Origin of the sequence: Archangium violaceum (assembly GCF_016859125.1) — a bacterium.
Lineage (GTDB): Bacteria > Myxococcota > Myxococcia > Myxococcales > Myxococcaceae > Archangium > Archangium violaceum_A.
The window spans coordinates 1,746,270-1,758,547 of the sequence record NZ_CP069338.1 but is presented as its reverse complement, the minus strand read 5'-3'; the positions used below and the strand labels follow the sequence as shown (position 1 = coordinate 1,758,547).

Sequence of the window (12,278 nt, the reverse complement as noted above, 5' to 3'; positions counted from 1 at the left end):
TATCACTCAGCGTTCCACTCCGGAGACACGGCCCGAAGCCAGGTGGCGCACGGGTGCCGGCGATTTCTTCGCGGCACCCCGCACCACCTCAGGCCAAACCACATTTCACCACGTCGCCGCGGGTCGGAGCGGCGCTCCGTCACTCCATCGTGGAGTGGGTGACCACGATGCGCGTATCCGAGTGGTTCGAAATCTGGGGATACGTCGGGTACCACGACCCGCCCGTGTTGTTCGAACCCCACCGCCAGCGGAAGGACGGCGCGCACGGCCGATGAAGTCTCTTGTGGCGCATGAAGCCTCCGGCGTATGGGCGGGATAGAGGCCATGTTGAGGGTGAGGGCTGGAGCGCAGGGGCCGAGGAGGGCCGCTGACGGGGGCCGCTCGAGCAGTGCTGCAGGGCGGTGCACAAGCCGCGCAGCCCCTTGGGACACCCCAGCCCTGGCCTCCCTCCCATGAGGTGCGCGGCAGGGGCCTGGCTCTCTTGTCCCGGGCGGCTCGCGCCTCAACACCACGCGGCCTGAGGAGGCCCTCTCGCCGGGACCTGCCTCGCTCCTGCCGTGGGCAGTCCCAGGTTCTTCACAATCGCTCTCACCCCTCCTGCTCTCGCCGGATCTTCTGTAGCTGAGGTGGGCGCGACAGGATGGACGGAGGGTCTCCGGTGAGAGATGGGAGAGGGGCAGTGCGGAGAGGTGGCTGTCACTCTCGCAAGAGCCCTGGTCGCGGAGTTGCAGTGCGTGCCGCCCCTGCGAGTGCTGGCGGGGAGGCGGGGAGTGGCGGGGCCGAGTGTGGGGGAGGTGATGGGGCGCGTGCTGCGCATCCAGGGGATGAGCGTGCGCGGGGTGCAGATGGGGCCCGGGGGACTGGTGGTGCAGGTGCGCCCCCGCCAGCGCAAGCCGCGCTGTGGAGTGTGCGGCCGGCCCGCCCCAGGCTACGACACGAAACCCGGGCGCCTGTGGCGGCACCTGGCGCTGGGAGAAACCATCTTCTGGCTGCGGTACGCCCCGCGCCGGGTGCGCTGCCGGGAGCATGGAGTGAGGGTGGAGCGGGTGCCCTGGGCGGCGCACGGCTCGAGCTTCACGCACGGCTTCGAGGAGTTGGTGGCCTGGCAGGCGCAACGCCTGGACAAGTCGTCCATCTGCCGGTTGCTGGGCATCAACTGGCGCACGGTGGGCACCATCATCGAGCGGCTGGTGGAGGAGCGCCTGTCGCCTGGGCGCCTGGAGGGGCTGCAAGTCATTGGGGTGGACGAGCTGGGCTGGCGCGCCGGGCACCAGTACGTGAGTCTGGTGGTGGACCACCTGCGCTCGCGAGTCGTCTGGGTGGCGGAGGGGAAGAGCGAAGAGACGCTCAACGGCTTCTTCGACGAGCTGGGAGAGGAGAGGACGAAGGAGTTGACGCACGCGACGATGGACCTGTCGGCGGCCTTCAGCAAGGCGGTGGGCAACCGGGCCCCACACGTGCGCAAGGTGTTCGACCGCTTCCACGTGCAGAAGCTGGCGAACGAAGCGCTGGACACGGTGCGCCGGCAGCAGGTGCGGGAGCAGGCGGGGAGCCAGGAGGGCAAGGCGCTCAAGCACAGCCGTTGGGCGCTGCTGAAGAATCCGTGGAACCTGACGGTGCGCCAGGGAGAGAAGCTCAGCGAGTTGAAGAAGACGAACCAGACGCTCTACCGGGCCTATCTGCTCAAGGAGAGCCTGGCACGGGGCATGGACTACGTGCGGCCCAAGCGGGCCTCGGAGCACCTGGACAAGTGGTGTCAGTGGGCCAGCCACTCCAGGCTCGCCCCCTTCGCGAAGCTGGCGAAGACAGTCCAGCGGCACAAGGACGGCATTCTCGCCTATGTCGAGACGGGGCTGAGCAACGGAGTGGTGGAGGGAATCAACAACAAGATTCGAGCCCTCATCCGTCGCGCCTATGGCTTCCGCAATCCCAAGGCATTCAGGGCGATGATACTGCTGTGCTGCGGAGGCATGGAGTTGACTCCGCCCCTGCCAGTAGCGGCGTAGCCCCTCGCAGTAGAAGCAGGCAGCTGGGGACCGAGCTCCGGAGCGCCGACAGATTCGACTGCAACCCGGCCAGCAGGGCAGCGGAGCCAGGCGCCCTGTCATGCACAGCCGCGGCTTTCTGGCACCCCAGGTCGTGCCCCTGTCTCATTCATGCCTCGAACTCTCGCGGGGACTTGCGTCCCATGGCCATCGCGCGGCTCCGCACACCCTTGAACCCCAAGTCCTCCCCGTGCGCACGGCCTCGGTTCCTCGACCCTGCCCACTCGACGTACCGAAGACCCGTGGAGGCTCCTCGCCGCCGAGCAGGGCATCGACCTCGGCCGTGTAGAGAAGGGCGGGGTCGATGCCCATGACCGCGAAGTGACCCAGGAGCTCCAGGCTGAGCAGTCCGTGCAGCCGGGTCCAGAAGCGCACTCGTGCCTCGCCACCAGGCCCTGGACCTTCGGGTCGAGCCGCCGTTCAGCCTACTGCACGAGTTGGCGCTCCAGCGTGGCCTGGGGCTCCACGGCTCCTGGATTCCCGACGCCCCCTCTGTCTGACGCCGGGCATCCACCCCGGGGCTCACGGCCGCGGCACTCCCAGCTCATAGGCCCATGGTGTACGGGTTGTTGAGCAGCTTCGTCGCCCGGAGGGCATTCCCACTCGGGGAAGGGGAGAGGGGCTTGTCCGTGACGCCCTCGGGAGTCGAGGATGGTCACCGTCATGAGTGCACGCGCTTCCCGCGACAGGCTTTCTCTTCCCCTGCTCGTTTCGGTGCTCCTGCACCTGCTGCTCGGGGTCTGGCTGTGGCTGGAGGTGGAGCCGGTTCCCCCCGCTCCTGCCCTGACGCGGGCGGAGCCGGAGCCGCTCTCCGTGGAGTTGGAGTTCATCGAGGCGCGGCCGTCCGTCGCCGAGGTGCCGAAACCCCCTCCCGCGAAGGGCCCCAAGCGCACCCGGCCCGCCACCCGCGCCGAGCGCCCACGCGCGGCGCCCGTGAAAGAGCCCTCGGACCCACCCCTCGCCGGGACGGCGGAAGCCGACGTGCCGCGTGCGCCCGTGCTCGTCCCGTCCTGGATGACGGCGCCGCCCTCGGAGGGGTCCGTCGCGGTGGGGCCAGCGGAGTCACGCGGGAGGACGTTGCGCCCGGGTGATCCCGAGCTCCGGCCCGAGTCGCCGGAAGAGGAATCGGAGCGGCTCACCGCACGCGTCCAGAACTGGCTCGACGACGACATGGCGGAAGGGCGTGCCCGGGGCATCGGAGGGCATCCCTACCTGGAAGAGGCTCGGGACTCACTCGAGGGAGCCCTGGCGCGGGCGGATGGAGGAACGCCCGCGCAGCTCGGCATCCACAATCCCCTCGCGGGCCTCTTGAAGAACTACACCGAGGCCGCCGAGGAATACGGCCGGACGGGTGGGCCGGGGTACTCACCTCCCTCCCGCACGCCGTTGCATAGCGAGAAGCTCAATTCGCTATTCAGGGACGATCCGGAGGCGGTCCTCAGAATGATCGGGCCCGCGCAGGCCCGCGAGACACTCGAGGCGCTGGAGAGCCGGGGCGCGTTGCTCACGGTCAAGCTCGAGCTGCGCCACTCCCGAAGTGGATCGCTCCTGGGCGCCAGACTCGAGCAGGGCTCGGGAAATCGCCTCTTCGATGCGTTCGTGCTGAAGGTCGTGCCCGCCTCCCTGGGTGAGCTGAAGCCACCCCCTCCCGAGGTGATCCGGGATGAGGAGGAGCTCAGGACCCGATGGCTGGTCGAGGGCTGGCACCACCCGCCCGGGAGGTTGACGAAGGCGATCGCGTCCTCAATGACCTCGGGCCTGCTCATGATTCCCCTCGATCTGCTCCTCGAGCCCAAGCTCTTGGAGCAATCAACGTTCGAGTACCGGGCGCGCCTCATCGGCGTCTATTAGCCCTCCAGGAAAAGGCGCCCTCACACGGGGTGTGGATGGCGTTCCCAAGATGGATTCCCTTCCTCTTGGAGCTCGAGAAGTGCTCCAGGGCTGAACCAAGGCCTGCCCGAAAAGAGGGTGGGCCGTCGCTCGCGTGTGCCCGCCCATGGCTCGTATTCACTGACGGTCCAGTCGTGGCAGGGGGGCCTCGGCTCGATGCCGGGGCCCCCTCGCCGGTCGAGGACTCTGGCGCTGCTGCGCGCCCTGGCCGACGAGGGTTCACCACGGATGTCTGAAGATGAGGATCGCCAACCCGAGGCAGCAGGATTGATCCAAAGTCCATAGGAGAGGTTTTGAAGAGGCGGAGAGCAAGTCCAGACATTCACAGGCAAAGAGGGAGCATCCCTCCGGACGGCGCCTGAAAGAGGGGCGCCGTGGAAGGACAGGAGTGAAGGTACACAGGCCGAACAGCCAGGGGAGAAGAGGCGCGGGAAGGCCGGAGCGGGAGCAGCTGGCGGGCGCTCAGGCAAGTGTGGCCAGACTCTCGGGCAGCACGGCCAGACCCAACAGGCCCTGGTAGAGCACCTCCATGGTGCGTGCGAAGCTTTGGGGCCGTTTGTCGCGAGTCGGCAGGTGCGTGCGCACCAGGGCCAGCAGGTTGTAGGCCAGCAAACGCAGCCAGCTGAGCACCAGGGGTGCATTGCCTCGCAGGCTGGGCGAGGCGCTGTCCTCCTCCAGCACCACGTCCGCTGTCCAGTTGGGCCCGTTCTCAATCCCCCAGTGCCGGCGTACCAGCGTCAGCATCCGCTCCGGGGACAGTTGCCCTGTGGGAATGGAGGTGAGGAACAGCCGCGTCTCCACCTTCGGCAGCTCGCCGTCTCTGGTTCGCGTCTGCCTCACCCATACCCATTGCTGGGCGCCGGGAAAGTCCTCCTCTGGCGGCTTGTCCACCACCCTCAACTCCCTCTCCACCCACTCCCCGCTCGTCCGCTCGCGCGTGCGCACCTTCACTGGCGCCACCGCCAGCGCCACCCACGCCTTGTCATGTAGCCGGTGGAAGTTCTCCTTGAGCGCCATCAGGTAGTGCTTGCCCGCCTCCCTCACCACCCGCGCATTGGCCGCGCTCGTCATTCCCGCGTCCACTGTCACGTACTCGAAATGCCGCCCGAACTTCTCCACCACCCGTTTGAACAACTCCGGGAACGCCGTCGCCTCTCCCTGCTTGCCTTCCAGCAACTTCTGGTCGAGCACCGGCTGGGCCGCGCTGCTGGTGAGACTGGCGCGCAGCGCGTACGGGTACCAGTACTCCCGCCCCTGCTCATCCTTCGTCGTGTGGCTCGGCTCGCACGGCGGCTGCCCCGGCGTGCTCTCCCCTGCCTTCCCGTCAATGCTGACGACGCCCCGGGCGAAGAGCTCATGGCGTATCAGCCCCACTTCCAGGCCTCGGTGCACCATCTGGTGCACCTCCTGCTCCAACCCCTCTGGCTCCAACTTCCCCAGCAGCCTATCCAACGTCGTGTCGGACACCGGCCGCTTCAGCCCCTCGGGCGCCGTGCCTTCGCGCAGCATGTCCTCCCCCAGCGCCTCGGCATGCCTCAACACCCGCCGCCCCACCGCCAGCGCCTGCACCAGCAGCATCAACATCGCCGCCAGCGGGTGCCTCTGTCCCCGGCGGGCCCGGGGGTCCTTTACCTCCTTGAATGTCAGCCCCAGGCTCGCCATCATCCTCTGCACGCGGGAGGGGGTTTCCTGCTCGTCCTTCTTCCCCTTCCCGTTTCCCGCTTGGGGTGTGGATGGCCCGCCAGTCCTCCCGCCCCGGTTTTTCTTCCCACTCATCCTTCTTCTCCCCGGACCTGTCCGGCCCGTCTCCGGCTCTGTGCTGGCGCTCCCCCTCGCGATCTGCCCGCGGCTGCTCGCCTCCGGTGGGCGCCTGTAGGCGGGACTATACTTCAGCCGTAGGCCCGGGTGGGATGACCTCTCCCGTGGGACTTTGAATCAAGCCTGACCCGAGGCAGAGGGTGCCGAACACCAGGCCGAGGACGGGGACAATCCATGGCCCGGAATCCTCGAGGTGCACCCTGAAGGGCTCCGTGCGCGTATCCACGAGGAGCTTTACCCCCGCGCCCAGGTTGTCTTTCTCGCGCCTGCGCTCCCCCTCGGCAAGAGCTTCCCGAGTGACTCCTTGCACTTCGTAGCGCACGCGATTCTGGAAACACGTGTAGGAAATGCTTCGGTTGTTCTTGTCCGTGGAACTGCACGTATCCTGGCGATGCCCGATGACGATTCCGGGGATGCGCAAGGCGTGGGCCTGAAGGTCGATGGCCTGTACGCCAAACACGATGGCCATGGCGAAGCAGCCTGTGGCGAGCAGCCCCAGCGGGATGATGAAGAGCCAGCGCATGTACGATCCTCTCCCAGACGCCCGGTGAGGCGAGCGCTGACCTTATCATCGCTCGTGAGCGCATCCGCGAGCACCTGATGGACGCGCTCTTCCTGCTGCTGCACCTGTTCGGTGGCCGCGATGCCGTGGGCCTGCTGTCCGGCACGCTGGAGGGAGACAACTCCCGCCTCGTCCTCGGCATCGCCTATACGCTGAGCTGGTTCAGCGCCGTGCTGCTGGCCCCGGTCCTGCTGCTGGCGGAGCTCTCCCTTCGCCGTCTCAGTCGCAGCGCCCCGCCAGGAGCTCGAGAATCCTGACGCGGTTGAAGGCATGAAGCCACCCCATGCGAAGCAGCGTGCGAACCATCGTCCTCTGGTGGTCCTCATCTTCTTCAGCCAACCCGGGGAGCCGCCGCCCGACTTCTCGGGATGGATTCCCGTGCTCGTCATTTCCCCGCGTCAGGCCCATGGGCTATCAGAGCCGTCGCAGTCCCCTTTCACACACCCCATCGGACATGACCCCACTGAGCGACTCCCATCCCTTCCGCCTCTCCTTGAGACCCACCCTGCTGGCGCTCGCACTGGCCGCCACCGCCACCGGTTGCGATGAGCCGGAGCCGGAGCCGGACTCCCCGGCCCGCTATCAGGCCACCATCCGCCGCACCGGCTTCGGCGTGCCCCACATCACCGCCAGGGACCTGGGCTCCGCGGGCTATGGCCAGGGCTATGCCTTCGCCCAGGACAACGCCTGCACCCTGCTCGACCAGCTCCTCAAGGTGCGCGGTGAGCGGGCCCGTTACCTCGGCGCCGGTCCCAACGGTGTCAACGTGGCCACGGACTTCGCCTTCCGGGTGCTGGACCTGCCCCGGCGCGCCGAGGAGTCCTGGTCGCGCGAGCCCGAGGACGTGCGCGAGCTCATCTCCGGGTACGTGGCCGGCTTCAATCACTTCCTCTCGCTGCCGCTCGCCGAGCGCCTGCCCTGCGCGGGCCAGCCATGGGTGAAGCCCATCACCGAGGTGGACCTGACGGCCTACCACCGCGCGCTGGGACTGTTGCTCAGCGGCAACCGGCTGCTGGGCGCCATCGCCGCCGCGCAGCCTCCTGGCACTGGCGCGACCCTCCAGTCCGAGAGCCTCCCGCTGTTGCGCGAGGTGGACGCGACGAAGATTGGGAGCAATGGCTGGGCCCTGGGCGCGGAGCGCTCGGAGAGCGGGCGCGGCATGCTGGTGGCCAACCCCCACTTCCCCTGGGAAGGTGAGCTCCGGCTGTGGGAGAGCCACCTCACCGTTCCGGGCAAGCTCAACGTGTACGGCGTGGGCCTCCTCGGCGTACCCGGCGTGCTCATCGGCTTCAACGAGCACGTGGCGTGGACGCACACCGTATCGCTCGGCGCGCGCTTCACCGCCTACACGCTGCCGCTCGTGCCCGGCAAGCCTACCTCCTACTTCTACGACGGCCAGGTGCGGGACATGACGGCGCGTCCCATCACCCTCCAGGTGCGGCAGCCGGACGGCTCGCTGACCGAAATGACGCGCACCTACTACAGCAGCCACCACGGCCCCATCATCTCGCTCGCGGGCATCGGCTGGAGCAGCCAGCTCACCCTCAGCTACCGCGACGCCAACCTGGACAACGAGTCCCTCATCGCCCAGTTCCTGGGGATGAGCCGGGCCAACAGCCTGGAGGAGTTCCAGCAGGTGTTCGCCAACGTGGGCGGCATCCCCTGGGTGCACACGATGGCGACGACGCCGGAGGGCGACGTCTGGTACGCGGACGCGGCGGCCACGCCCAACCTGCGCCCGGAGACGCTCCAGGCCTGGGCAACGGCGGTGGCCAATCCCGACTCGCCGCAGGCACGGCTGCTCAGGTCGAGCGTCGTGCTGCTGGACGGCAGCACCTCCCGCGACGAGTGGGTGGAGGAGCCGGGCGCGCGCAGCCCGGGCCTGATTCCCTTCGCCCGAGCCCCACAGCTCCAGCGCCGGGACTTCGTCTTCAACTCCAATGACAGCCACTGGCTGGCCAACCCGGCGCAGCCCCTGACGGGCTTCTCGCCGCTCCAGGGCCAGGAGGGCACGCCGCGCACGCCGCGCACGCGCATGAACGCCCAGCTGCTCACCGAGGTGAGCGAGGGAGGTGCCTCCGGCGCGGACGGGCGCTTCACGCTCGAGGAGCTGCAGGACGCCATCCTCTCCAACCGCAGCTCCACCGCCGAGCTGCTGCTAGCGGACGTGGTGCGGCGCTGCAAGGCCTCGCCCACGGGCACCGCCGAAGGGCTGACGGTGGACCTGACGCAGGCCTGCGACGTGCTGGCGGCCTGGAACGGACGCTACGACGTCGACAGCGTGGGCGCCGCCCTGTGGCGCCAGCTCATGAGCGCGTACACCTACAGCGCCCTCCTCAACGCCGGCCCCCTGCTCGCCACGCCCTTCTCGCCGAGCGCGCCGCTGACCACGCCCAACACCCTGAAGCCCCGCCCGGAGACGGGGGCGGATCCGCTGGCGGACAAGCTGGCCGCCGCCGTGCTGAAGCTGAGGGCCGCGGGCCTCGAGGTGAGCACCCCGCTGGGCCAGGCCCAATACGCCCCGCGTGGCACCGAGCGCGTTGCCCTGCACGGCGGCGTCGACGTGGACGGCGTGACGAACATCTGCTCCTACGACGCCACCAGCAACACCTCGCTGGAGCCGACCACCCCGCGCGGCACCGTGCTCGATAACGCGACCGGGCTCACCGAGGACGGCTACGTCATCAACTCGGGCACCAGCTTCCTGATGGCGCTGGAGTACACCGACAACGGCCCCCGCGCCCGGGCCTTCCTCACCTACGGGCAGAGCGCGGACCCGGCGTCGGACCTGTACCGCAACCAGCTCGAGCGCTTCTCCGAGAAGCAGTGGCGTCCCATCGCCTTCGCGGAGCAGGACATCGCGCAGGACCCGTCGCTCGAGACGACGACGCTCGCGGGGGACTGACTCCAGCGCGCTCAGGTCCAAAAGCGGCCAGACCACCATGCGGGAGTGCGCCAGGCCCTCCCGCATGGTCGGTTCGTTCTCGCGCTCCTCCCGTCGGGTTCCTCCGGATTCCGCGGTGGCGCACCACCTCCTTGCGATCGTGGCGAACGCCCGTCGTCCTGATGGGGGCGCACCGATCGTCGACGGCTGGGCCGCTGGCGGCGATGCCTCTCCCGGGCGGCATCGGCCAGTTCCAGGACCTCCTCGGCTGGGGCTCCTGCGGCGGGTTCGGCCCTCAGGAGGGGGGGCTGCCCTGGTGCTGCTCTACCAGGCCCAGTGACGTAGCACAGACAAGAATGGCTCCGCTCGTTCGGTCGATGACCTCTATGCGGTGCTCAACGCCAGGCGCCGGGTGCGGCTGCTGTCGGGACTGCCAGAACTGCATCAAGCGGGGTTCCTCGAGCAGCGCATCGTGGAAGGCGTGCTCGGCATCCGGCCGTAGCAGCCCACGACATTTCCCCGGGACCAACCATGGCGCTGGCTGGGGGGACACCTCGCAGGCGCTCGCGTACGTGCAGCGCAGGACCTGGCGGTACGAGCCGGTGACACGCCGCGGGCGGGGACTGTGTCGGTCCCGTGACGTGAGTTGGTGTAGGGTGGACTTCCCGCTCTCCTGTGCGTGAACATCCATGATCTCCACTGCGGACGCAGTCCCCGAGTCGAGCGCGCTGCGCACCCCGGGCTATCGAACCTTCCTGCTCACGTTCATGTTGGCGATGATGGCCGACAACATCGAGCACGTGATCAGCTACTGGGTGGTGTTCCAGAAGTTCCACTCGGCGGCGCTGGGCGGGTTCGCGGTGGTGTCCCACTGGCTGCCCTTCCTGATGTTCTCGGTGCCGGTGGGCGCGCTCAATGACCGGTTCGACTCCAGGCGCCTCATCCAGTGCGGGATGGTGCTCTTCATCATCGCCTCCGTGGGGTGGGGCTACTTCTTCGTCACGGATTCCCTGCAGGTGTGGCACGCCATGGTCCTGCTCACGATTCACGGCTGCGCGGGCGTGCTGTGGGGCACCTCCAGCCAGATGTTGCTCTATGACATCGTGGGGGCCCGCTCCCTGCCCAGCGCGGTCCGCCTGAACGCGACGGCCCGCTATCTCGGGGTGCTGGTGGGCCCCGGCGTGGGCAGCCTCATCATGCGGACGCTCGGTCCCACCTGGGGCATCTTCGTCAACACGGTGTTCTACCTGCCGCTGCTGCTCTGGCTGGTGCGCGCACCCTATGGCCGGCACTTCCGCGGGGTGGCGGCGGGCCCCAAGCGGGCCGTCCGGGGCCTCGCCGACATCATCCAGACCGTCCGCGACGTGCGCGAGGTGCCCGTGGTCGGGGCCATGGTGCTGCTGGCGGGGACGGCGTCCTTCTTCATCGGCAACAGCTACCACGCACAGATGCCGGGCTTCGCCCAGGACCTGGGCCATGGAGATCCCGGCGCGACCTATACGCTCCTGCTGGGAGCGGATGCGGCCGGGGCCCTGCTCGCGGGCATCCTGCTCGAGACACGCGGGTCCTGGCTGCGGACCGAGCCCGCCTCCGCGTTGAAGATGGCCCTGCTGTGGGGATGCGCGCTCTTCGCGTTCTCGCTCGTCCGCGTGTATCCGGTGGCCATCTTCGTGCTCTTCCTGGCCGGGTTCTTCGAGCTCTCCTTCAGCAGCATGACGCAGGCGCTCGTGCAGCTGAATGCGCCGGACACCATCCGTGGCCGTGTGCTGGGGCTCTTCACCATGTCGGCCTCCGGCCTGCGCGCGTTCAGCGGCGTGACCGTGGGGCTGCTGGGAAGTGTCACCAACATCCACCTGTCGCTCGCGGTGTCCGCGCTGGCCTTCGTGACGGTGGCGGGCCTGCTGCTCCTCCGTCGAAGCCCACAGGGCGCCTGAGCGTGGCACGGCGGGCGGCGCCACGGTCCGGCGTCTCCGCGCGGGGCGTGAGCCCCAGGCCCTGGAGGATGTTCGCCACCAACCCGTTCTTTTTCGTGCGAAATACCTCGAAAGCACCGAAGCCCGCCCCCGCCGCCACGCAATGAGCGGGCGGAACTGGCATATGAACAGGGCATGAACGACCTGCCGCCCCTGCCTGGCCGAGTGGCCTTCCTCGCCGTCGCCTCCGGGCTGACGCCACTCATTCCGGTGCCGTTCCTGGACGACTATGCCCTTCGCCAGACGCGCGAGAGCATGGTCCGGCAGCTCCTCCGGGAGCACGGCCTGCCCACGCCGGACCCGGCCGTGCAGGTGCTCGCCGGCTCCCACGTGAGCACCTCCCTGGGCGGCGCGGTGAGGGGCTTCCTCAAGGGCGCGCTGCTGTTTCCCGTGCGGAAGATCTTCCGGAAGGTCTTCTTCGTCCTCTGGGTGAAGGACTGCGTGGACATGGCCTCGCTGTCCCTGCACCACGGCTTCCTGCTCACCCACGCGGTGGAGCGCGGGGACCTGGATGCGGCCTCGCTGAACGGAGACACGCCGCGGAAGGTCCACGACGCCATCGTCGCCGCCTGCGTGGAGGTGGACTCGCGCCCCATCAACCAGATCCTCCGCCGGCTCTTCGCCAGCAGCCGCCTGCTGATGGCCGAGGCCACCCGCGCCTTCTTCAGCCCGAAGAATCCGGGCTCCCGCACGCCCGAGGCGGAGGGGAGCGCCGAGGTGAAGTCGCTGACGGAGCGGCTGCTCGCGGAGCTCAGGGAGGAGCGCGGGTACTTCGCCGCCCTGCAGGCGCACTACGACAAGCACCTGAAGGCTGGCCTGGGGCACGCCGCCTCGGGGCGCTGAGCCCGCGGAGCATAAGAAGGAGAGGGGCGTTGTTGAGGGGGTTGGTGCGGAGGGGCCGAGGGGGGGCCGCGGATGGGGGCCGCAGGGGCCGTGCACCGGGCCGGTGGAGAGGCCGTGCACCTGGATGCGCCACGGCGCGGCGAGGGAACTTTCCCGCCGTGAGGTGTCCGTGGGGCCGCATCCCGAACCCCGCCGCGGAGTTGACATGCGATTGCGACACGTTGCCTGGCTCCTGCTCCGCCGGGAGTCCCGCAGCAGCAGCG

At 68.8% G+C, this 12,278-nt stretch carries 8 protein-coding genes; 6 read left to right on the top strand and 2 right to left on the bottom strand.

Annotation, left to right across the window (positions count from 1 at the left end; all coding sequences use genetic code 11):
* The first annotated feature begins 770 nt into the window (after positions 1-770).
* On the top strand, positions 771-2,006 hold the full coding sequence (locus JQX13_RS07410; RefSeq protein ID WP_203408346.1) for an ISL3 family transposase: 1,236 nt from the start codon (positions 771-773) through the stop codon (positions 2,004-2,006).
* 702 nt (positions 2,007-2,708) lie between these two features.
* Positions 2,709-3,896, top strand: a complete 1,188-nt coding sequence (locus tag JQX13_RS07400) for a hypothetical protein (protein WP_203408344.1) — start codon at positions 2,709-2,711, stop codon at positions 3,894-3,896.
* 501 nt (positions 3,897-4,397) lie between these two features.
* Here the strand turns inward: JQX13_RS07400 and JQX13_RS07395 are convergent.
* The gene (locus tag JQX13_RS07395; protein WP_203405779.1) at positions 4,398-5,711 is read right to left on the bottom strand and encodes an ISAs1 family transposase; all 1,314 of its coding nucleotides are present in this window, start codon (positions 5,709-5,711) and stop codon (positions 4,398-4,400) included.
* 106 nt (positions 5,712-5,817) lie between these two features.
* A complete protein-coding gene (locus tag JQX13_RS07390) occupies positions 5,818-6,276 on the bottom strand; it encodes a hypothetical protein (RefSeq protein ID WP_203408343.1) in 459 nt (152 codons plus the stop codon).
* Positions 6,277-6,353: 77 nt separating this feature from the next.
* Between JQX13_RS07390 and JQX13_RS07385 the strand changes: the two genes are divergently transcribed.
* The 4 genes from JQX13_RS07385 to JQX13_RS07370 all read left to right on the top strand — a co-directional run bounded on the left by JQX13_RS07385 (position 6,354) and on the right by JQX13_RS07370 (position 12,015).
* Positions 6,354-6,572 carry a hypothetical protein gene (locus JQX13_RS07385; RefSeq protein ID WP_203408342.1) on the top strand — a complete coding sequence of 73 codons (219 nt, stop codon included), beginning with the start codon at positions 6,354-6,356 and terminating at the stop codon, positions 6,570-6,572.
* Positions 6,573-6,769: 197 nt separating this feature from the next.
* The gene (locus JQX13_RS07380) at positions 6,770-9,220 is read left to right on the top strand and encodes an acylase (RefSeq protein ID WP_203408341.1); all 2,451 of its coding nucleotides are present in this window, start codon (positions 6,770-6,772) and stop codon (positions 9,218-9,220) included.
* A 668-nt stretch (positions 9,221-9,888) separates the two neighbouring features.
* Positions 9,889-11,133, top strand: coding sequence for an MFS transporter (locus JQX13_RS07375; RefSeq protein WP_203408340.1), 1,245 nt, complete (start codon positions 9,889-9,891; stop codon positions 11,131-11,133).
* A gap of 174 nt (positions 11,134-11,307) precedes the next feature.
* Positions 11,308-12,015 (top strand): hypothetical protein, encoded by a 708-nt coding sequence (locus JQX13_RS07370; protein ID WP_203408339.1) that lies wholly within the window; start codon positions 11,308-11,310, stop codon positions 12,013-12,015.
* Positions 12,016-12,278 lie beyond the last annotated feature (263 nt).

Coding starts and splice junctions, on each gene's coding strand:
- JQX13_RS07390 (WP_203408343.1), bottom strand. CDS start 6,276: ATGCGCTGGCTCTTCATCATCCCGCTGGGGCTGCTCGCCACAGGCTGC.
- JQX13_RS07385 (WP_203408342.1), top strand. CDS start 6,354: ATGGACGCGCTCTTCCTGCTGCTGCACCTGTTCGGTGGCCGCGATGCC.
- JQX13_RS07395 (WP_203405779.1), bottom strand. CDS start 5,711: ATGAGTGGGAAGAAAAACCGGGGCGGGAGGACTGGCGGGCCATCCACA.
- JQX13_RS07370 (WP_203408339.1), top strand. CDS start 11,308: ATGAACGACCTGCCGCCCCTGCCTGGCCGAGTGGCCTTCCTCGCCGTC.
- JQX13_RS07375 (WP_203408340.1), top strand. CDS start 9,889: ATGATCTCCACTGCGGACGCAGTCCCCGAGTCGAGCGCGCTGCGCACC.
- JQX13_RS07380 (WP_203408341.1), top strand. CDS start 6,770: ATGACCCCACTGAGCGACTCCCATCCCTTCCGCCTCTCCTTGAGACCC.
- JQX13_RS07400 (WP_203408344.1), top strand. CDS start 2,709: ATGAGTGCACGCGCTTCCCGCGACAGGCTTTCTCTTCCCCTGCTCGTT.